Source organism: Streptomyces sp. NPDC020884 (genome assembly GCF_044333935.1).
Lineage (GTDB): Bacteria > Actinomycetota > Actinomycetes > Streptomycetales > Streptomycetaceae > Streptomyces.
Genome location: NZ_JBIRRY010000005.1, coordinates 448162 through 468914 on the forward strand (window position 1 = coordinate 448162; position 20753 = coordinate 468914).

Consider the following 20753-nt stretch of genomic DNA (forward strand, 5'->3'; position numbering starts at 1 on the left):
ACCCAGCCCGTCCGGCGCTTGAGGACGGAACCCCCGGCCCGGGGCCCCCGCCCCGACGGCAGGCCGGCCCCGGTGCGCCCACCCCCGTGGGACGCACCCGCAGACCCCGGCCCCGGCCAAGGGCTCCGCCCTCGAACGCCGGACGGACAGGCTTCGCGCTACCCGAGCGCCCCGGCCCCGGCCCCCGCCCCGGCCCCATTCCGGGACGCGGCACCCGCCGGAGCCACCGGCGTACCACCCACCGCCCCGGTCAGCGACGACACCGGCAGATCCGCCAGCCCCAGCTCCTTCGCCGCCGCCAGCAACTCCCGCACCTGCCCCGACGCCGCACCCGACGACCCCGGCCCCATCAGCCGCATCAGCAGCGCCGACACCGTCAGGTTCTGCACATCGCCGGTGCCGAACGAGCCCAGCACCCGGCTGAGGTCGTCCGTGAACGAGGACGACCCGTCCAGCCACGGCCCCGCCAGCGCCTGCGCGGTCTGCGAGTTGTCCACGAACCCGTCCACGGCCTTGCCGAGCGAGATCGACGAGACGAGCCGGTCGAAGAAGACCGAGTCGCCGCCGACGATGTCGATGTCGGCGTTCTCCAGCCCCGTCGCCAGGACCGTCGCCTGCGCCTCGGCGACCTGCCGCTGCACCTCGAGACCGGCCAGCCGGATCTCCTTCTCCGCGTCGAGCCGCAGGCGGTACTCCTCGTGCCCGCGCGACGCCTCGTCCAGCGCCGACATCGCGGCCGCCTTCTCCGTGAGCCCCGCGGCCTCCGCCTTCAGCTTCTCGCCGATGGCCGCCGCGTCGGCGGTCGCCTGGGCCTGCGTGCCCTCCGCCGTGGCGAGCGCCTTGAGCCGCGCGCCCTCGGCCTCGGCCTTGAGCCGGGCCGCCGTCGCCTCGGCCTCCGCGAGACCGGCCTTCTCGGTGACGTCCGCCTCCGCGTCGCGCACCTGTACGGCGGCGAGACCGGGCGCTGCCGTCTCGGCCTGGATGCCCTCCGCCAGCCGCAGCTTGGCCTGCGAGTCGAGGTCCGCGGTCTTCAGCCGCGCCTCGGCGAGCGTGAGCTGCTCGGCCGCCAGGTGCGTGGACGCCGCCTCGGCCGCCTCGGCCGCCTTGATGTCCTTGACCAGCTTCTCCTGGGCCTCCGCCTCGGCCGCGATGATGACCGACTTGCGGGACCGCTCGGCGTCCTCGACGGCGCGCAGGGTGAGGATCGACTCCTCCTGCTCGGCGACCGTGCGGTCCACCGCGATCCGCTCCCGGATGACGTCGGCGACCTCGCGGCGCTCGGCCTCGACCTCCTTGGTGGCGGCGATCCGGTTCAGCTCGGTCTCGCGCTCGCGCCCGATGACCTCCAGCATCCGGTCCTTCTCGATCCGCTCGCTCTCGACGGCGATGACGCGCTCACGGTTCTTCTGCGCGACGGCGATCTCCCGCGCCTGGTTCTCGCGCTGGATGCCGAGCTGCTCCTCGGTCTTGATGAACGCGCTCTGCGAACCGAGCCGCTCCTCCTCCTGCACCCGGGCGGTGGCCGCCTCCTCGCGGGCCCGCAGGGTCTCGACCTCGCGGCGCTGCTTGATCTCCGCCTCGGCCTGCCGGCGCTCCAGCTCCAGGATCGTCTCGCGGGCGTCGACGTCCTGCCGGGTGATCTCCTTCTGCTCGGTGCGCTGGAACTCGTTGGTGCGCACGTGCTCGATCGCGGTCAGCTCGGTGATCTTCCGGATGCCCTGGGCGTCCAGGATGTTGGCCCCGTCGAGCTGCGCCATCGGGGTCTGCTCGAGGAAGTCGATCGCGGCGTCGTCGAGGTGGTAGCCGTTCAGGTCGGTCCCGATGACCTGGATGATCCGGTCCCGGAACTCCTCGCGCTTGGTGTACAGGTCGACGAAGTCGAGCTGCTTGCCGACGGTCTTGAGCGCCTCGGAGAACTTCGCGGCGAAGAACTCCTGGATGGCGACCCTGTCGCTGGCCCGTCCCGTACCGATGGCCTGCGCGACCTTGATGACGTCCTCGACGGTCTTGTTGACCCGGACGAAGAAGGTGATCTGGATGTCGGCGCGGATGTTGTCCTGGCAGATCAGGCCCTCGCGCCCGGCCCGGTGGATCTCGATCTTCTTCACCGATATGTCCATCGTCTCGGCCTTGTGGAGCACGGGCAGGACGACGGCGCCGGTGAAGGTGACGTCGACCTTCTTGGTCTTGGAGATGATCAGCGCCTTGCCCTGCTCGACCTTGCGGAACAGCCGGGTGACGACGAAGGCGATGGCGATGACGATGAGCAGGACAACGGCGATGAGCACGCCGATGCCCAAGGAGATGGCATCCATAGAAGAGTCCTTGGCGGCTTGTTGGTACGGAAGTGGCACAAGCGAAGAAGAGAGGTGGCCTGCCGTTACGGGGACGGGGAACGGGACGGGTGCCGGCCACCGACAGGCAGCGGCCGGGCTCCGCCGGCGGCCGCACCCCGGTATCCCGCCGGCGTGACCGGCAGGGGGAGTCCGCGGGGCCCTTGGAGCCCCGACCCGGTCAGCCGTTCGCCCCGCCCGGCAGCTCGTGCGGTCGGGCGTTCGGACCCGGATCGAGCGCCGCGTCGTAGGGCGAGACCCAGAAGAACTCGCCCTCCTCGTCGTACGCGTAGAGGAGTCCGGAGCTGCCCATGACGAGCGGAGCTTCCTCGGGGCTCGGACCGGAGCGCCGGGAGAGCGGCTGGAAGGGGTCGGCCAGGCGGACCTGCACCAGGGCCGTCGACCCGTCGTGCGACGCGACCTCGGCCTGGCCGAAGTTCGCGGTGACGGAGCCGGTGCGGACCGTGCAGACGCTCCCGACGAAGTCCAGCCGGGATGGCGGAGGTTCCGCCGGGAAATGCCGGCGGAAGCGGTGGAGAAGAAGGTGGACGGCCGACCAGGCGAGGAGCAGCGACCCGGCGAGCACCGCGACGGCGAGTGCGGCGCGGGTGGTGCTGCCGGTCTCGCTCCGGTGCAGCAGGACCGTGCCGGTCAGGCTGCCGAACCAGGAGAAGACGACCAGCAGGGAGACGGAGACGGAGACCGGGACGCCGCCGAGACCGGCGGTGCCGGTGTCGAGGTCCGCGTCGAAGGAGTCGTGGCCGACGGCCCCGGCCAGCACCAGCAGCCAGAAGCAGACGACGACGATCAGCGCGGCGCCGAAGACGACGGCGGGGAATCCGAGTGCCGCGCTCAGGAACTCGTCCATCGGTCCCACCCTCCCCCTGCGGTTCTGCGCACGGGCCCTGAGGCGGTGCGCTTCCGTGATCCGGTACGGGGGCGGCGAGCGGCAGGTCGGCGGGGCCCGGCGCCGCGGCGTTGTTGGAACATGCCGCGACGGCCGGGTCGTTCCCCCCGGGGCGCCCTCTCGTCGGATCTCGCTCCACCCTCGAATCCCCCGTGGATGGTGCGAGACCAGAGATCCGAGAGGGGCTCCCCTTCCCCCGTGTTGTTGCTGACCTGATCGTGTCATCCGGGACCCGCGAAGCGCATTGCCGGATCCCGGCAATCTTTACGCTTTGCTAATGCCGGGCACCGGCACCGGCCTGTGCGCGTTGGGGTAATGACAGAACTGTTGCAAGGCTGAAGGAGCATGCGTGGCCGAGCCAAGGATTCCCGAGGAAATGCTGGGCGATTATGCCCATATTCTGGGTGAAGTCGCCCTCACCGGCCGCCGTCTGACGCGTAACGAGCTGGAGACACGACGCGCTCTGGGCCGTGCGGCGGCGGACGCCGGGCATCAGCTCCGCGCCTTGGTGACGATGCATCTGGTGCGGACACGTGAGGTCTGGCCCCGCGCCGCTGCCGGAAACTCCCCTGCCGTGGCAGACGCCGTCCTGGCCGCGGTGGAACAGGCGGTCGACGCGTTCGCCGAGGGCTTCGAGCGTGCCCAGCGGCTCACCGTGCGCCGGGAGGAGGCGGCGCGCCGGGAGTTCATCGACGACCTGCTCTACGGGCGCAGCGATCTGGTCCGGCTCGCGGAGCGGGCGACCCGCTTCGGCCTGCGGCTTTCCCGGGCGCACGCGGTCGCGGTGGCGTCGGGGCCGGAGGCGTACACGGAGACGGACGCGGTTCCGCGCAGTGTGGAGGCGGCGCTGCTGGCGCGGTTCAGCGGCCGCAAGATCCTGCTGACGACGAAGGACGGCCGGATCGTCTGCATCGCGCCGGGCAGCCAGCCCGACGTGCTGCGCTACTTCGCCAAGCAGGCGCACGCGGCGACCGACGGCGGCCGGGTCGCGGTCGGCCGCCCGCACAAGGGTCCGGGCGGGGTGGTCCACTCGTACGACGAGGCGTTGGAAGCTCTGGATCTGGCGGACCGGATGGGGATGGACGACCCCGTGCTGTACGCATCGGACCTCATGGTCTACCCGGTGCTGACCCGGGACCGGCAGGCGATGGCCGATCTGGTGCGCAGTGAACTGGGTCCGCTCCAGAAGGCCAGGGGCGGCGCGGAACCGCTGCTGAACACGCTGGCGGTCTACTTCGACGCGGGCTGCGTCGCCGCCGAGACCGCCCGCAGGCTCGCGCTGAGCGTCCGGGCGCTGACGTACCGCCTGGAGCGCATCCACCAGTTGACCGGGTCCGATCCCTCGGACCCGATGCACCGCTACAGCCTGCAGACGGCGGTCATCGGCGCCCGGCTGCTGGACTGGCCGGCCAAGGAGCTGTGACGCCGCCCTGACCGGCCACCGGATCCCGGGGCTCCTCGCGGGCGGTACCGCCGGGCCGCAGCGGTCCTACAGGTCGAACTCGTGCGGCGGCAGGTCGAGCGCGAAGCACGCCTCGCGCACGACGGCCTGCTCGGACTGGTCGAAGTCGCCGTCGGCGCCGCCGATGACGATGCCGATCTGAATCACGGCGCGGGCCTCGGCAGGCTTCTTCTTCGCCTTGGCGATCTCCTGGAGCACGCTGACCTTGCCGAGGGCGAAGTCCGCGACGAGCTTGTCGGCGTATGCGTTGAAGCGCCGCTGAAGGTCGTCCGCGGGGAAGTTCTGCAGGACGTCGTTGGTGGCGATGAGCGTCGCGACGCGCTGGCGCTCGGCCGGGTCGATGGAACCGTCGGCGGCGGCGACCAGGGCGCACATGGCCATGCTCGCGTCCCGGAACGAACCCGACTTCAGCTCGTTCTTCTTCGCCTCCAACTGCGTCTGCATCGACGAAGCGGATTCCTTGATGCGATCCCACAGAGCCATGACATCTCCCTACGTTGCGTGCGAAGCCGGGACGGGAGACAACTCTACAGACATGTAGAGATGGATGATCAGGGTGTCCCGGACGGACGCCGCCTCGCACGGATGTCGTCTCGCACGGCTGAGCGATACCCAACACCCTTGACGTGAACCGGAGATGAGCGCCGAGTCCGGTCGGCGAGACCCGGGTCCGACCCTCTATCGTGGGCGCCATGTCCGTCGATCTGATCCGCATCGTGTCCCGTGACTCCCCCATGGCGCTCGCCCAGGTGGAGCGGGTGCGCGCCGAGTTGGCCGAACTCCGCCCCGGCATCCGTACCGAGGTCGTCCCGGTGAGGACCACCGGCGACAAGTGGATGGGCGATCTCAGCGCGGTCGAGGGCAAGGGCGCGTTCACCAAGGAGGTCGACCAGGCGCTCCTCGCGGGGGAGGCGGACCTGGCGGTGCACTGCGTCAAGGACATCCCGGCGGACCGGCCCCTGCCCGCCGGCACGGTCTTCGCCGCCTTCCTCCGGCGCGACGACATCCGCGACGCGCTGATCCACCCGGGCGGCCTGACCCTCGACGAGCTGCCCGCCGGGACCCGGATCGGAACCTCGTCCGTACGCCGCTCCGCGCAGCTCGCCGCGTCGCACCCGGACCTCGCCTGCGTACCGATGCGCGGCAACGCCAACCGCCGCCTGGAGAAGCTCGCGGCCGGCGAGGCCGACGCGCTGCTGCTGGCCGTGTCCGGCCTGGAGCGCATCGACCGTACGGACGTGATCACCGAGATCCTGTCGCCCGAGGTGATGTGCCCGCCGATCGGCGCGGGGGTCCTGGCCCTCCAGTGCCGCGAGGGCGACGACGCCGTCATCGACCTCGTGAGCGGACTCGGCGACCCGGCGGCGTACCGCGAGACGACCGCCGAGCGGATGTTCCTCCATGTGCTCCAGGGCCATTGCAACAGCCCGATCGCCGGGTACGCGCAGGTCGAGCGGTCCGGCGACCTCTCGCTGCGGGCGAAGGTGTTCACGCCCGACGGCAAGACCGTGCTGAACGCGCACGAGTGGGCGGGCCCGCTCGACCCCGCCACGCTGGGCACGTCCGTGGCGGTGGCGCTGCTCCGGCAGGGAGCGCGGGAGCTGATCGACGGCATCGCGCACTGAGGCGTGACGACGGCGAAGCCCCCGGACACGAGGTGAGTGTCCGGGGGCTTCGCCACGATCCGCGAGCCGGGCCGACAGCTACGGCGACACCGGCAACGCCAGCGGCAGTGCAAGCGGCAGATCCGAAGCCGGATCCGAAGCCGGAGCCGGATCAGGCGGCACGCCTACTCGTGCTTCTCGCCCGCCGGTTCCGGGGTGAGGTCGTCGTGCGTGGGAAGACGGCGCTCGGGGGCGGACTTCGCGACGGGCTCCGCCTCCGCGCCGCTCGTGCCCTTGCCGCCGCCGCGTCGGGCCTCGATCTTCGCCGCGATGGGCTGCGTCCACCGGGCGGTGAGCGGGCCGACGATGACGAGGATCAGGACGTACGCGGTGGCGATGGGGCCGATGCGCGGCTCGGTGGCCACGGCCAGACCGGCGATGACGATGGAGAACTCACCGCGCGCCACGAGGGTGCCGCCGGCCCGCCAGCGACCGCGCGAGCCGACTCCGGCGCGGCGGGCCGCGTAGTAGCCGGTGGCGATCTTGGTGAAGGTGGTGATGATGGCCAGCAGGGCCGCGGGCAGCAGCACCGGCGGGATGTCGGCCGGGTTCGTGGAGAGCCCGAAGAAGACGAAGAACACGGCGGCGAACAGGTCCCGCAGCGGGGTGAGCAGCTTGCGGGCGCCCTCGGCGACCTCGCCGGAGAGCGCGATGCCGACGAGGAACGCGCCGACGGCCGCGGACACCTGGAGCTGCTGGGCGACCCCGGCGACCAGGACGGTGAGGCCGAGGACGACCAGGAGCAGCATCTCCGGGTTGTCGGAGGAGACCGCGCGGCTGATCAGGCGTCCGTGGCGGAGCGCCAGGTAGAGGACGAGTCCGACGGCCCCGAGCGCGATCACGAGCGCGAGGCTGCCGCCGGCCAGGCTGACTCCGGCGAGCATGGCGGTGAGCAGCGGCAGGTACACCGCCATCGCCAGGTCCTCCATGACGAGGACGCCGAGGATGACGGGGGTCTCGCGGTTGCCGAGCCGGCCGAGGTCGGTCATCACCTTCGCGATCACCCCGGACGAGGAGATCCAGGTGACCCCGGCGAGCGCGACGGCGCCGACGGGTCCCCAGCCGAGGATCAGCGCGGCGACGGCGCCGGGCGTGGCGTTGAGCACGAAGTCCACGGCGCCGGACGGGTATTGCGTCTTCAGGCTGGTGACCAACTCGGACGCGCTGTATTCGAGCCCCAGCAGCAGGAGGAGCAGGATGACGCCGATCTCGGCGCCCACCATGGTGAACTCCTCGCTCGCGTCGAGCGGGATCAGCCCTCCGTGGCCGAACGCCAGCCCGGCGAGGAGGTAGAGCGGGATGGGGGAGAGCCCTATCCGCCCGGCGAACCGTCCCACGAGCCCCAGCCCGAGGATGACGGCGCCCAGCTCCACCAGCAATGCAGTCGTGTCATGCACGGTCAGCCCTCCGCAATGATCTCGGAGAGCGCGTCGACGCCCTCACGCGTACCGACGGCGACGAGCGTGTCCCCGATGGCCAGTCGAAAATCCGGTTCCGGCGACGGGTGCGCGCTGTGCGTGCGCAGCACCGCCACGATGGACGCACCGGTCCGCGTCCGCGCCCGCGTCTCCCCCAACAGCCGCCCGCCGTACGGGGAGCGGGACCCGAGCGGGATGTGCTCGGTGACGAGGTCGATGCCCTCGGTCCGTACGGCGTCGATGGGCGCCGGGTCGATGAGGTGGGCGAGGGCGGTGGCCTCCGCCGTCGTGAGGGGGACCGAGAGTTGGCACGAATCAGGGTCGTCCTGTTCGTAGAACCCGATGAACCGGCGTCCGTCGTGGTGGACGACGACCGAGATGTGCTGGCCTGTCTCGGTCGTGAAGTCGTACTGAGCACCCACTCCGGGCAGTGACGTGCGGCGGGTTCCCATGGCTTCCTCCCGAGACGTGCGGCGATGCGCGCGCACTTGGCGATCTCTTTATTCAGCCATTACCTTATCGGGCGACGAAAATCCGTCGAGGGGCCGCAGGCAGGAGCCGTACGCCGTAGCCATCACGCACTTCCCGCCCTGACCGCCGTGATCGCCGTGGCCCGCCTGGCCGGAAATCGCTCCTGGTCGTCCACGTACGGGGAGGGCGGCGGAGTCACGCGCCCGCCGCGCGGCGGGCCGGCTTCCTGGCTTCACCAGAGGTGCAGGAAGTCCCGGACGTCGTCGAGGCCGTCGAGCGCCCGGCCGTCCACATCCGAGGGATCCGCCTCGGCGCGAGCCGCCAACGCATGTGTCAGCGCGAGGGCTTCATCGCTGAGCTGCCCGAACCGTCGAGCTGTGTGCCCGAGGCACAGACCGGCCAGCCCGAGCAGCGGGCTGCCGGGCACGGCCCGCGTCCCGACCCGCACACACCAGGACTCGACGAACTCCCGGTCGTCGTCGTTCAACGCGCTGCCGACGAGTACCCCTGCCGCCTCGTACTCGTGGGACCGGTCCCGGAGCGCCCGTTCGAGGACCTCGACGACCTCGTCGTGCGGCAGGGCAGGAGGGTTCTGGAAACTACGGTGGGTAGGCACGCCGCGAGACTACGCAGGCCGCCGGAACGCGCGCTCCGGGACTTCGGACGCGAGCAGCTCCAGGGCCTCCGCCCAGGGAAAGGGCTCCGCGTCGCCGCCGGGCGCGGGTGGCTGGGACGTGCGGGAGCCGATCAGGACGCCCATGTCCCGCAGTCCGGCCAGGCTCCGGCCGTACGCGGGGTGTGCGGCGAGGACGGAGTTCACGGCCGGGAGTACGGCGGTGGGGACGCCGAGCCCGTACGCCTCGCAGAGGATGCCGAGGGCCAGGGTGTCCGAGATCCCGGCCGCCCACTTGTTGATCGTGTTGAACGTGGCGGGCGCGACGGCGATGGCGTCCGGATCCGGGAACGGGCGCGGGTCGCCCGGGGAGCGCCAGGCGGAGCGGATCGGGTACCCGGTCTGCGCCTCGACGGCCGCCGTGTCGATGAAGCCGAGCCCCTGCGGGGTGGTGATGACGCCGACATCCCACCCGGCATCCTGCGCGGCGGTGATCAGCCGGCCGACCTCTCGGGCGATCCCGGCCGCGCAGACGACGACGTACAAGAACGGCTTGGGGTCCGGCCGGTCCGGCTGATCGCTCATGGGCTCCTCCGTTGATCGCTGCAGCGGTGCGGCTCAGCAGCGTACGGCGGGCCGACGGCGATAGGGGGAGAGCCCCGGGCGCACGGGCGACACCGATGAGTTTCGGCAGGGCTTGCGGTCTCACCACGGAGAACAATGGGATGACCGGGACTACGGGGATCACCAGGACCACCGTGACCACCGGGATCACCAAGACCACCGGGATCACGGAACACGGACCACGGAACACAGGAGGACGGCGTGGCTCAGCTGCTCAGGGTTCAGAACTTCACGGTGTCGAGTGACGGAGTCGCCGCCGGCGAGGACCAGACGCTGGAGAGGCCGTTCGGCAGTCATGTCGACCCGGCGCGGCTCTTCTCCTGGGCGGGCGCCACGGCGAGCTGGCCGAACCGCACGGACCCGGGCGGAAGCCGGGGCCTGGACGACTACTTCACGCGGGACTTCACGCACAACATCGGGGCCGAGATCATGGGCCGCAACAAGTTCGGCCCGCAGCGCGGCCCGTGGGAGAACCACGAGTGGCAGGGCTGGTGGGGCGATGAACCCCCCTTCCGCACCCCGGTGTTCGTGATGACCCATCACCCGCGCCCCTCGCTCACGCTCTCCGACACCACGTTCCACTTCGTCGAGGGCGACCCGGCGTCGGTCCTCGACCGGGCGAAGGAGGCGGCCGGGGGCAAGGACGTCCGGCTCGGCGGCGGAGTCACCACGGTCCGCGAGTTCCTCGACGCGGGCCTGATCGACGCCCTGCACGTGGCGGTCTCCCCGGTGAAGGTGGGGGCCGGCCTGCGCCTGTGGGACTCGCCGGACGAACTGCTCGACCGGTACCACCTGGAGGCGGTGCCGAGCCCGAGCGGCGTGACACATCACCTGTTCTGGCGGAAGTGACGGCGGTGGGCGGCCGGATTCGCTGAACGCCCGCCGCAGCCACCGAAAAGGACTTCCGCCTTGTCGCCCTTCGAACCTCGGCACGCGCCCGCCGGCGATGTGGGCGCGGCGCTCATGCTGATCGACTCCCGGCTCCGGACCGTCCACGGGGGCAACGCCGGGACCGACACCGAACAGGAGCAGCTGGCCCGGCAACTCATCGCGTCCTTGGGCCCGGAGGGTGTGGACGACCTACTGGACGGGACGTGCACGCTCGTCTACCTGTACACGAAGTGGCTCCGGGAGGCCTACGAGGCGCATGACAAGGACGTCATCGAGTACGTGGTGCCGACCTGCGTCGCCGCCCTGAAGATGATGCCGAGGAGCATTCCGCCCGAGGCCGTCCCCACGATGGCGGGTCTGATCATCGCGAGCGCCACCGACCTGAGTCCCACCCTGTGGCGCAGGCAGTACGGCAACTGGACGGATGCGGAACTGGCCCCGCTGGAGGCGACGGCGTTCCTGCTCGCGGAACACATCAACCGCTTGACGGACGACCCGGACTTCGCGACTCGCATGATCATGGAGGCGCTGTCGCAGGCGGAGGCGCGGTAGGGCGAGGAACGTCGCGGGGCCCGGCTCGGGAACACTCCGGGCCTCGCCGTCCCGGCGGACGCGGACGTCACTGAGGTCGCTGCCGGATGTCGTGACGAGTGTTCGTTCGGCTCACCCGAGGCGAGGTCTCGGTTCATCGGCCCTCGCGGTGTGAATGCCAGGCGCTGGCGGCGGTCGTGAGGCGCAGGGTCCACGGGATGGGGTCGGCGGTGCTGATCTCGGACCAGAGGGTGGCGTTGGCGGCGGCGAAGGCGGTGATGCCTTCGGCGGGGGCGGTGTGCCACGAGGGGATCTCGGCGGCCCACCGCTCGGCGGATTCGGGGGTGTGGCCGGAGGCGATGAGCCAGATGATCCAGTAACCGGCGTCGAGCCAGGCCGCTCCGCGGGTCGCCCAGGCCCAGTCGACCAGGCGGGCCCGATCGCCCTGGGGGGCGTGGTTGTCGACGAGGACGTTGGTGTTGTTCAGGTCGGTGTGCAGCAGGTGGGCGCCGGCGAAGAAGCGGAGGTCGTCCGGCTGGGCGGCACAGTGCTCCAAACGCTGTTCGGCGTGGCGCAGTTCGACGCCGGGGCAGGGGGTCTCTCCGAGGCGGCGTAGGAGGGTTGCGACCTCGGGGAGGTCGGGGGAGCCGGGGGCGTAGTCGGCGTGGTGGCCGTCGAGGGCTTCGAAGCCCAGGAGGTCCCATCCGGCGGTCTCGACCTGCCAGCGGAGGGCGGGGGCCAGGTCGGTGAGGTGGGCGGCGACGGTGGCCTCCCGGCGTTGGGTCCAGGCGCGGGGGTGGCCGGTGCGCAGACCTTTGATGTGCCAGGTGCCGGTGGCGGAGGTGATGCGGGCCGCGATCTCGCTGTTGGAGCCCTCGGTCGTCTCCTCGACCGTGAGGAGGGGGCCGGTGTGCTCTTCGACGGCGGCGCGGGCGGCGGGCGGCAGCTGGTCGAGGCCGATGCGGGTGGTCGCCATGGGGCTTCACTCTCGGAGGCGGGTGCGGGGGCGGGGGCGGGGGCGGGTCGGATCGACGTGGAAGAAGGTGTGGCCGGCCGGGCAGCCTTTGATGACGCTGGTCTTGTCCAGGAATCCGGGCGCTTGCGCCGATGAGTCCCTGGCGGGTGCGTTCTCGAGGTGTGGTCCTCCTCGCGCCTGCGTCGACGCAATCGGTAAGTCACCTGGTCGGGTGGGGTGTTCCGCCGTTTGGTGCTTGCGCCTTCTCGGCTGCGGTACCGTGATCGCGTCATCACGCTCTGTGTGTTCCCGCGCATGGGGCGGCCCCCGGTGGTGTTCGTAGCACCGAGCCGAGGGCCTTCACCCAACTAGTGGAAGCAGAAGGTCCACCGGGATGCTGTGGCATGCTATCGCGCCCTCTCGGCGCTACACGAAGGCTTCGCACGACGTCGTGCGTCATCCGCGTCTGGGCAGTGACGCGAAGGTTCTGATTCTTTACGTTCAGGGGTTGCCGGACGGCTGTACGGATCTGGCGTTGTCCGAGCATGCCCGGAAGCTGGGCCTCAAGGGGCGGGCGTTCCAGCGGGCCAAGGAGCAGTTGGTCATGTGCGGGTTCGTGCATGAGCGGCGGGTCTGCGGGGAGCGGGGCCGTTGGGTCACCCAGCAGCTGTTCTCCAATGCGCCGTTGGCCGAAGCCGAGGTTCTCGGTCTGTGGTGCGATGCCGGAATCGGTGTTTCCTCGTCTCCGAGTGCGCACTCTCCGGCCGTCGGCCGGCCGGGTACTCGGACGGTCGGTCGCCAACTACCGGTAGACGAAGAACGGGAGAAGAACTCTTCCCGCCCACCCACCGAAGACGCCGACCCGGCACCGGCCTTGGGGACGCTGACCCCTGAAGAGGCCGAAGCGGAGCGGGTTTTGCTGTCGCTCCAGCACGTCAGCGCGGATCTGCGGCTCGGTGTTCCCGAGGCTCGTTCGCTGGTCGCGCAGGCCGTGGAGTGGTTGCGGCGCGGGGTTTCCGGGGGTGAGCTGCGGCGGGTGCTGAGCGGCGATCTGCCGCAGAAGAGGGTTCGATACGCCGTGGGGTTCCTGCGCCACCGGCTGGAGGAGAAGATGCCCGAACCTCTCCCGCCCGCACAGGACATCGAGCCGGAGCCGTTGCCCTCGGACCCGCCGCCAGCGCCTCCCGTGCCTCGGTACGTCGCGCCCCTCGTCAGCTGCGCCGGACCCGGGCCCGAGCATGTCTTCCGGGCCATGGCGGGAGAGACCGAGTGCCCCGACTGTCTACAGGCCGCCGCCTGGGCCCGCTGGGCCGAGCGCCGGGCCGCGGACCTCGGCGTCGACTTGGCGGACGACGCGGCGGCCGCCGTGGAGGCCGGGCGGGATCCGGGCGGGTGGCGGGGACGGCTCGCTGCGTCTGCGGCTGCGGCTGTGCCTGCGGCAGGGGTGCCCGGGGGTGCCCGCCACCGGTAGCCCGGAGTGCCCGCGACCAGTAGCCCGGGGGTGCCCGCCACCGGTAGCCCGGGGGTGCCCGCGACCAGTAGCCCGGGGGTGCCCGCGACCAGTCGCCCCGGGGCGCCCGCCATCAGTAGCCCGGGGTGCCCAGCCCGCCCCCCGCCCGCCCCGCCCCGGTCCTCAGGGTCCAGGCAGGCCCGAAGCGGCCGCCAGCCGTGCTGCGGCCGCCTCGCGGACCTCGGGGGCCTCCATCGGGTCGTCGCGCAGGATCGCGATCCGGTCCAGGGCTTCCGGGCTCGCCGGGGCCGCGGCGATTCCGAGCAGGCGTGCGTTCTCCTCGCAGTCCCAGAGGGACTCGGTGTACAGGTCGTTCAGCCGGTCCGGACCGGCCCCGTCGTCGATGGCGGCCAACGCCTCCAGATAGGCGGCCCGTTCGTACGAGTGCGGGGTGCACGACCAGAAGCGGCGCAGGTGCGGCGCGGCGCCGGCGGCCCCGGGCCCGAGGACGGCCAGGCGTCGGGCCGTCCGGTCGGGGCCGCACCAGTTCCGCGTCGTCCACTGTTCGACGAGTTCTTCCACGAGTCCCGGCAGATCCTCCGGGCCGGGATGGTCGGCCAGGATCTCCGCCCCCAGGCGGGCCAGCCAGGGGCGGTCGTCCCGGGCCCAGGCGTGCGCCGCCGGTACGGCGAGGGCGCCCAGGCGTCCGACGGCCCGCCTGAGCAGGGGCAGCGGGCGGCGGCCGTCCGGCGTGCCCAGCGAGGGGACCAGCGGCAGCAGCCCCTCAGCGGGCTCCCGGCCGTTCAGGGCGCGCAGGGCGTCGAACCTCGTGGTGTCCTCGGTCGAGGGGGCGGCGAGCAGGGCGAGGAGCTCCGCGGTGGTGAGCCCGGCCAGGGACGGCCGGGGGGTGTGGGGACGGCCCCGGGTCGCGATCCCGAACCGCGTCCAGGGCTCGAGGAAGTACGGCAGCTCCGTTTCCGCGCGGATCCGGGCGAGTGCGACGCCACGGAGGTCCTCCCACCACTGCGGCGGCCAGCTCGCCGCCACCGATTCCAGTACGGGAACCCAGTGCTCGCCGTTGCGGACGTACGCCCGAAGTCCCTTCCTGGCCTCGTCCGATCCGGCGAGAGCCAGCAGCTCCAGCACCTCGCAGACCCGCAGGCAGGCCTCCTCGTCGCCCGTCAGCATCTCCACGACCGGCGTGGTGGGCAGCTCCAGGTCGCGGACCAGCCGCGCCAGGTACAGGGACCGGTCGTCGGTGCCGTCCCACCGCCAGTCGCGGCGGATCGCGTCGTACACGAACACGGCGGACCCCCGCGGGTCCTGGAGTGCCCGCGTCGCACCCAGGCCCCGTCCGCGTTGCAACAGGCCCTCGGTGGAGTCGGGGTGGGCGTAGGGCATCTCGTAGGAGTCGCTCATCACCCAGCACCCTGCCCGCCCCGGGCACCGGACCGCCAGGGGATATCGGCCGGGCGGCGTCCGACGGACTACCCCCGCCCCACCACCACCCCCGCCCGGTCGACGCAGATCACGTCGACCGCGACCGGTGCACCCCGCAGCACCGCCAGCGCCTCGTCGCGGGCGCGGGCGGCCACCAGGTCGCCCAGCGGCACCCCCGCCGCCTCGCACAGGCGCAGCGCCTCCAGCCCCGTGTTGGCCGTGGAGATCCGGGTGGCCAGCTCCTCGTCCGCCCCGCCCGTCCGGGCCAGCCCGGCCAGGAAGGGCTTGTCGACCTGGGAGCGGGCCGAGTGGAGGTCCAGATGGCCCGCCGCGAGCTTGGAGAGTTTCGCGAAGCCCCCGCAGATCGTGAGGCGGGCGACGGGATGCCGGCGTACGTATTTCAGGACCGCGCCCGCGAAGTCCCCCATGTCCAGCAGCGCGATGTCCGGCAGGCCGTACTCCGCCACCACCGTCTTCTCCGAGGTCGAGCCCGTGCAGCCCGCCACATGCGTCAGACCCGCCGCCCTCGCCACGTCCACGCCCCGGCGGATCGAGTCGATCCAGGCCGAGCAGGAGTAGGGGACGACCACCCCCGTCGTGCCCAGGATCGACAGGCCGCCCAGGATGCCGAGGCGGCCGTTCCACGTCGAGCGGGCGATCTCCTCGCCGTGGTCGACCGAGACCGTGATCTCCACGTCCCCGGACTCACCGTGCTCCGCCGCGACCCGGGCCACGTGCTCGCGCATCAGCTGCCGGGGCACCGGGTTCACCGCGGGCTCCCCGACGTCCAGCGGCAGGCCCGGGAGCGTCACCGTACCGACGCCGGGGCCGGCCCGGAACACCACGCCGGAGCCGGGCGGCAGCCTCCGTACCGTCGAGCGGACCAGGGCCCCGTGCGTCACGTCCGGGTCGTCGCCCGCGTCCTTCACCACCCCGGCCGTCGCCGCACCCCGCCCGGCCGTCAGCTCCTCCACCGCCAGCGCGAACGCCGGTGTCTGGCCCTTCGGCAGCGTGATGCTCACCGGGTCCGGGAAGTCGCCGGTCAGCAGTGCCGTGTACGCGGCCGTCGTCGCCGCCGTCGCACAGGCGCCGGTCGTCCAGCCGGGGCGCAGGCCGGTGTGTTTGAGTTGGGCACTGCGACCGCCCCGCGCCTCAGCGTTCATGAGAGGAGTCCGTTTCGATGCCGGTGCCGCCTGTGCACGTTCTTGTTCTGGGGGGCACGACCGAGGCGCGCCTCCTGGCCGAGAGCCTCGCCGGTGACCAGCGCGTACGTGTCACCAGCTCGCTCGCCGGGCGCGTCTCCGCTCCCCGGCTGCCGCCCGGTGACGTGCGCGTCGGCGGGTTCGGGGGCAGCGGCGGGCTCGCCGCCTGGGTGCGTGAGCACGGTGTGGACGCCATTGTCGATGCCACCCACCCCTTCGCCGCGACCATGAGCCGGAACGCGGCCGAGGCCGCCGCACAGGCCCATGTTCCCCTCCTCGCCCTCCGCCGGCCCGGCTGGGTCGCCCAGGACGGTGACCGCCGGCACGACGCCGGATCGCTCGCCGAGGCCGCCGGGCTGCTGCCCGCACTCGGCGAGCGGGTCTTCCTCACCACCGGGCGGATGGGGCTCGCCGCCTTCGCGGGACCGGGACTGGACGCGCTGTGGTTCCTCGTGCGGTCCGTCGACGCGCCGGAGCCGCCCTGCCCGGCACGGATGGAGGTCCTTCTCGACCGGGGGCCGTTCGATCTCGCCGGGGAGCGGGAGCTCATCCGCCGCCATCGCATCGACGTCCTCGTCACCAAGGACAGCGGCGGTGACGCCACCGCCCCCAAGCTCACCGCCGCCCGCGAAGCCGGGATTCCCGTCGTGGTCGTCGGGCGGCCACCGGTGCCCGAGGGGGTGCCGGTGGCCGGTACGCCCGACGAGGCCGTGCGGTGGGTTCGGCAGCTCTACGCCTCCGGGTAGCGGCGCGGCGTCCAGACGACGCTCCGGCCGTCCTCGCCCCGCTTCACCCACCGCGTCTGCGAGGACCCCACGATCAGCAGCGTCCGCATGTCCACCTCCGCCGGGTCCAGATCGGCCAGCCGTACCGTCCGCACGCTCTCCGTCGGGCCGCCCACATCCCTGGCCAGGACGACCGGGGTGTCCGCCGAGCGGTGCTCCAGAAGCAGGTCGCGGGCCTTGCCCACCTGCCATGTACGGGACTTCGAGCCCGGGTTGTACAGCGCCAGCACCAGGTCCGCCGAGGCCGCGGCACGCAGGCGTTCGGCGATCACCTCCCACGGCTTGAGCCGGTCCGAGAGGGAGATCGTGGCGTAGTCGTGGCCCAGCGGCGCGCCCGCGCGGGCCGCCGCCGCGTTGGCCGCGGTGACGCCGGGCAGCACGCGTACGGGGATGTCCTCGTACGCGTCCTGCGAGGCCACATCCAGCACCGCCGTCGCCATGGCGAAGACCCCGGGGTCGCCGCCGGAGACCACCGCGACGCGGTGGCCGCGCCGGGCCAGGTCCAGGGCGAACTCGGCCCGCTCCGACTCCACCTTGTTGTCGGAGCCGTGCCGCGCCTGACCCGGGCGGACCGGCACCCGGTCCAGATAGGTCGTGTAGCCGACCACGTCGTCCGCCGCCGCCAGCGCCCCGCGCGTCTGTGGCGTCAGCCACAGCGGGCCCGCCGGTCCGGTCCCCACGACCACGACCTCGCCACCGGTCCGCCTGGAGGGGCGCACCGCGTCGATACGACTCGGCAGCACCGCCACCGAGAAGTACGGGACCGACGCCGGGTCGATGTCCGCCAGGTCGCCCGTGCGCTCCCCGGCCATCGTCGCGCGCTCCACGTACCGCGCCTCCGCCAGCCTCCCCGACGCCTCGAACGCTCCGCGCACCGCCGGGAACGTACGGCCCAGCTTCATCACCACCGCCGTGTCCGTGGCGGCGAGACGGGCCGTCAGCTCCTCCTCCGGCAGCGTGCCGGGGAGGATGGTGAGGATCTCCTCGCCCTCGACGAGGGGGGTGCCGAGGCGGGCCGCCGCCGCGCTGACGGACGTCACGCCCGGGATGACCTCGGTCGCGTAACGGTCGGCCAGACGCTTGTGCATGTGCATGTACGAGCCGTAGAACATCGGGTCGCCCTCGGCGAGGACCGCGACGGTCCGGCCCGCGTCCAGATGCGCCGCGAGGCGGGCCGCGGCCTTCTCGTAGAACTCCTCCAGCGCGCCCCGGTAGCCGCCCGGGTGGTCCGTGGTCTCCGTCGTGACCGGGTAGACCAGGGGCTCCTCGATGTGGTCGGGCCGCAGGTGCGCGGCCGCGATGGACCGGGCGATCGAGCGGCCGTGGCGGGCGCTGTGGTACGCGACGACATCGGCCTCGCCGATGGCCTGGACGGCCCGCAGGGTCATCAGGTTCGGGTCGCCGGGGCCGAGCCCGACGCCGTAGAGCCTGCCGCCGCTGCTGCTGAACTCGGTCACTACTCTTCCTCGCTGGCGATGGCGTTGAGCGCGGCCGCCGCTATCGCGCTGCCGCCGCGCCTGCCCCGCACGATCAGGTGCTCCAGGCCCGACGCGTGCGCGGCCAGGGCCTCCTTGGACTCGGCCGCGCCGATGAAGCCGACCGGGACGCCGATGACGGCGGCGGGGCGCGGGGCGCCCTCCTCGATCATCTCCAGCAGCCGGAAGAGGGCGGTCGGGGCGTTGCCCACCGCGACCACCGCTCCCTCCATCCGGTCCCGCCACAGCTCCAGGGCCGCCGCACTGCGGGTCGTGCCCATCTTCGCGGCCAGCTCCGGCACGGACGGGTCGGACAGCGTGCACACCACGTCGTTGTTCGCGGGCAGCCGCTTGCGGGTGACCCCGCTGGCCACCATCGCCACGTCGCAGAGGATCGGCGCGCCCGAGCGCAGCGCGGCGCGGGCGTCGGCCACGGCGTTCGGCGAGAAGGCGAGGTCCGTCACGAGGTCGACCATGCCGCAGGCGTGGATCATCCGGACGGCGACCTGGCTCACGTCGGCGGGCAGCCCGGCCAGATCCGCCTCCGCGCGGATGGTGGCGAAGGACTGGCGGTAGATCGCCGGTCCGTCCTTCTCGTACTGGTGCACAGTGCTGTCGCTTTCTTCTGCCGGTAGGGGGAGGGGAGAGGGGGGTGATGCTCAGGCGCGGGCCGCGGCCACCGCTGCCGCGAGCGCTGCCGGGTCGTTCCGTACGGTCGTCGCCGTCGCCGTCGCCGTCGCTGTTGTTGTTGTTGCCGTCGTCGTCGTTGTCGCCGTCGTCGCCGCCGTTGCCGGGAGGTCCCGGCGTTCGCCCCGCACGTGGGAGATCCGGTGTCCGTCGGGCGTGACGACCACGTCGATCCACTCACCGTGGGGGTGGCCGCAGCGGCGTTCGCACCCGGACCAGTACACAGGCAGCCGCCCGACCGGTCCGACGGCGGCCCCCGCTTCGGCCCGCACATCGGCCAGCGACTTCGCGCAGCCGGGGTGGCCGATGCAGGCCCCCACCCCGGTCCACGGGGAGCCGGGGCCGGCGATCAGCCCTGCCGCGTCCAGGGTGCGCAGGGCCGCCGCCGCGCGCTCCGGCGTGAAGGGGCCGGGGACGACGATGCCGCGCCACGGGGTGAGCCGCAGCTCGTCCCCGTACCGCCGGGCCGTCGCGGTGAGCAGCTCCCACTGGGCGGGGGTGAGCCGGCCGAGCGGTACGCCGATGCTGATCGCCGTCGTGGCGCCGCTGTCCGGGGCGGTGACCGGGCCCGGCTCCGGGGCTCGCACCGCACCCGGGCGGGGGCGGTGCACGGCCGTCGTCGCCGCCGCTCCGACGACCCGGGCGACCTCGCCGGGCAATGCGGTGCGTACGTCGTCGGGCAGGTCCTTCACCCGCCACGCGCCGGAGTCCCGGGCGGCGCGGAGGAACACCCCGGCGGCCAGGAGCGCGGCGCGGGGGCCGTCGGCCGCGGACAGCCGGAACACCTCGTCGGCCGCCCCGACCCGCAGCAGGACCTTCGAGCCCTCCGCTATCAAGGTCACGTCCGCGCCCAGCGCGTCCACGTCACCCCGCCCGGAGTCGAGGGCGAAGAGGAAGCGTCCGGAGAGCGATGCGGCGGCGGCCGACCCGCACACCAGGCGGTCCAGTTCGCTCAGCCACTCCCCGAGCGCGGGCGAACCGTCCAGACCGGCGAGCGGCGAGGCCACGATGTTGCGGGCCCGCTCGTGCGCGGCGGAGGGCAGCAGCCCGGCGGCCGTGAGCAGTTCGGCTAGCTCGCCGCCGCACTGGGCGTCGAGGCCGCGCAGCTGGACGTTGCCCCGCGAAGTGAGATGCAGGTCACCGTCCCCGAACCGGCCCGCCACCGCCGCCAGTGCGTCCGCCCGGTCCGCGCTCAGCACGCCGCCGGGGATGCGTACGCGGGCCAGCGCCCCGTCGTCGGCCCGGTGCAGCCGCAGCGTCCCCGGGCAGGCGTCGCCGCCGCTGCGGGGGGAGACGCCGCCCGCGGAAAGGGGCGAGAGGGCGGAATCGGGCATGGCGGCGAGCATACCGACCACACCGATCCGATCGGCGGGGTCGGTCCTGTGACCTGCGGGACAGAGGGTGGCGGGAGCGCTCCTGCGACCTGGCGGGGCAGAGACCGGCCGGGCTACACCTGTGACCTGCGGGCAGAGACCGGCGGGGTCGCTCCTGTGACCTGCGGGCAGAGATCGGCGGGGCCCACGCGGGACCTGCGTGCAGAGACCGACCGGGCCACACCCGTGACCTGCGGGACAGAAGGTGCGCGGCGCATCGGCGAACAGCCGGAACAGTGATCACCACCGCACCCCCGCCCCCTGCCCCGCGCCCGCCCCGCCGCTTAGGATGCAGGCGGTGGTCCGTTCAGGCCGCCATCGCCAGACGGCGACAGGGGAGGAAGCCCGGTGAGATTCCGGCGCGGTCCCGCCACTGTGAGCACGGCCGCCGCCACCGGCCGGGCGAGTCAGGAACTCCCTTCCCCGAGCGCCCGGTTTCCCACCGGGTGCGGTGCCCGGCCCTCCGCCGGGT

At 72.6% G+C, this 20753-nt stretch carries 19 protein-coding genes and 1 riboswitch; of the genes, 6 read left to right on the top strand and 13 right to left on the bottom strand.

What is annotated here, in order from left to right; genetic code table 11:
* Positions 1-158: 158 nt before the first annotated feature.
* Both ACH4UK_RS18885 and ACH4UK_RS18890 read right to left on the bottom strand, forming a co-directional pair.
* Entirely contained in the window at positions 159-2315 is a 2157-nt protein-coding gene (locus ACH4UK_RS18885; RefSeq protein WP_398357594.1) for a flotillin family protein, read from the bottom strand.
* A 199-nt stretch (positions 2316-2514) separates the two neighbouring features.
* On the bottom strand, positions 2515-3201 hold the full coding sequence (locus ACH4UK_RS18890; protein ID WP_398357595.1) for a hypothetical protein: 687 nt from the start codon (positions 3199-3201) through the stop codon (positions 2515-2517).
* A 388-nt stretch (positions 3202-3589) separates the two neighbouring features.
* On the opposite strand from ACH4UK_RS18890, the gene ACH4UK_RS18895 reads away from it, so the two are divergent.
* Positions 3590-4663: a PucR family transcriptional regulator gene (locus ACH4UK_RS18895; RefSeq protein WP_398357597.1), complete on the top strand. Its 1074-nt coding sequence runs from the start codon at positions 3590-3592 to the stop codon at positions 4661-4663.
* Positions 4664-4729: 66 nt separating this feature from the next.
* Here the strand turns inward: ACH4UK_RS18895 and ACH4UK_RS18900 are convergent, their stop codons facing one another.
* The gene (locus ACH4UK_RS18900; RefSeq protein WP_398357598.1) at positions 4730-5185 is read right to left on the bottom strand and encodes a tellurite resistance TerB family protein; all 456 of its coding nucleotides are present in this window, start codon (positions 5183-5185) and stop codon (positions 4730-4732) included.
* A gap of 209 nt (positions 5186-5394) precedes the next feature.
* Here ACH4UK_RS18900 and hemC point away from each other — a divergent pair, with 209 nt between their 5' ends.
* Positions 5395-6327: a hydroxymethylbilane synthase gene (hemC, locus tag ACH4UK_RS18905; protein ID WP_398357599.1), complete on the top strand. Its 933-nt coding sequence runs from the start codon at positions 5395-5397 to the stop codon at positions 6325-6327.
* Between the two features lie 164 nt (positions 6328-6491).
* Here hemC and ACH4UK_RS18910 read toward each other — a convergent pair whose 3' ends face one another.
* From ACH4UK_RS18910 to ACH4UK_RS18925, 4 genes are all read right to left on the bottom strand, one after another.
* On the bottom strand, positions 6492-7763 hold the full coding sequence (locus ACH4UK_RS18910) for a cation:proton antiporter (RefSeq protein WP_398357600.1): 1272 nt from the start codon (positions 7761-7763) through the stop codon (positions 6492-6494).
* Between the two features lie 2 nt (positions 7764-7765).
* Positions 7766-8236 (bottom strand): cation:proton antiporter regulatory subunit, encoded by a 471-nt coding sequence (locus ACH4UK_RS18915; protein WP_164619755.1) that lies wholly within the window; start codon positions 8234-8236, stop codon positions 7766-7768.
* 251 nt (positions 8237-8487) lie between these two features.
* A complete protein-coding gene (locus tag ACH4UK_RS18920) occupies positions 8488-8871 on the bottom strand; it encodes a hypothetical protein (protein WP_398357601.1) in 384 nt (127 codons plus the stop codon).
* Positions 8872-8880: 9 nt separating this feature from the next.
* Positions 8881-9453 carry a flavoprotein gene (locus tag ACH4UK_RS18925; protein WP_398357602.1) on the bottom strand — a complete coding sequence of 191 codons (573 nt, stop codon included), beginning with the start codon at positions 9451-9453 and terminating at the stop codon, positions 8881-8883.
* A 240-nt stretch (positions 9454-9693) separates the two neighbouring features.
* Between ACH4UK_RS18925 and ACH4UK_RS18930 the strand changes: the two genes are divergently transcribed.
* Positions 9694-10341 carry a dihydrofolate reductase family protein gene (locus ACH4UK_RS18930; RefSeq protein WP_398357603.1) on the top strand — a complete coding sequence of 216 codons (648 nt, stop codon included), beginning with the start codon at positions 9694-9696 and terminating at the stop codon, positions 10339-10341.
* Positions 10342-10455: 114 nt separating this feature from the next.
* Positions 10456-10935: a hypothetical protein gene (locus tag ACH4UK_RS18935; protein ID WP_398357775.1), complete on the top strand. Its 480-nt coding sequence runs from the start codon at positions 10456-10458 to the stop codon at positions 10933-10935.
* A gap of 133 nt (positions 10936-11068) precedes the next feature.
* Here the strand turns inward: ACH4UK_RS18935 and ACH4UK_RS18940 are convergent, their stop codons facing one another.
* Complete coding sequence (locus ACH4UK_RS18940) at positions 11069-11890, bottom strand: aminoglycoside phosphotransferase (RefSeq protein WP_398357604.1); 822 nt, start codon at positions 11888-11890, stop codon at positions 11069-11071.
* Positions 11891-12263: 373 nt separating this feature from the next.
* Here ACH4UK_RS18940 and ACH4UK_RS18945 point away from each other — a divergent pair, with 373 nt between their 5' ends.
* Positions 12264-13340, top strand: coding sequence for a hypothetical protein (locus tag ACH4UK_RS18945; protein ID WP_398357605.1), 1077 nt, complete (start codon positions 12264-12266; stop codon positions 13338-13340).
* 162 nt (positions 13341-13502) lie between these two features.
* Here ACH4UK_RS18945 and ACH4UK_RS18950 read toward each other — a convergent pair whose 3' ends face one another.
* Both ACH4UK_RS18950 and ACH4UK_RS18955 read right to left on the bottom strand, forming a co-directional pair.
* Complete coding sequence (locus ACH4UK_RS18950; RefSeq protein ID WP_398357606.1) at positions 13503-14738, bottom strand: hypothetical protein; 1236 nt, start codon at positions 14736-14738, stop codon at positions 13503-13505.
* A 68-nt stretch (positions 14739-14806) separates the two neighbouring features.
* On the bottom strand, positions 14807-15922 hold the full coding sequence (locus ACH4UK_RS18955) for a cobalt-precorrin-5B (C(1))-methyltransferase (protein ID WP_398357607.1): 1116 nt from the start codon (positions 15920-15922) through the stop codon (positions 14807-14809).
* 17 nt (positions 15923-15939) lie between these two features.
* Here ACH4UK_RS18955 and ACH4UK_RS18960 point away from each other — a divergent pair, with 17 nt between their 5' ends.
* A complete protein-coding gene (locus ACH4UK_RS18960; protein ID WP_398357608.1) occupies positions 15940-16707 on the top strand; it encodes a cobalt-precorrin-6A reductase in 768 nt (255 codons plus the stop codon).
* Here ACH4UK_RS18960 and ACH4UK_RS18965 read toward each other — a convergent pair.
* From ACH4UK_RS18965 to ACH4UK_RS18975, 3 genes are read right to left on the bottom strand one after another with little or no spacing between them, the layout of a single operon-like run.
* Entirely contained in the window at positions 16692-18203 is a 1512-nt protein-coding gene (locus ACH4UK_RS18965; protein ID WP_398357609.1) for a precorrin-2 C(20)-methyltransferase, read from the bottom strand. The two genes, ACH4UK_RS18960 and ACH4UK_RS18965, sit on opposite strands and share 16 nt — an antisense overlap.
* Entirely contained in the window at positions 18203-18829 is a 627-nt protein-coding gene (locus ACH4UK_RS18970) for a precorrin-8X methylmutase (protein WP_398357610.1), read from the bottom strand. The genes ACH4UK_RS18965 and ACH4UK_RS18970 overlap by 1 nt, the downstream gene beginning before the upstream one ends.
* A 51-nt stretch (positions 18830-18880) precedes the next feature.
* Entirely contained in the window at positions 18881-20254 is a 1374-nt protein-coding gene (locus ACH4UK_RS18975; protein ID WP_398357611.1) for a cobalamin biosynthesis protein CobG, read from the bottom strand.
* 364 nt (positions 20255-20618) lie between these two features.
* A riboswitch (cobalamin riboswitch) is annotated at positions 20619-20698 on the top strand.
* Positions 20699-20753: the final 55 nt, after the last annotated feature.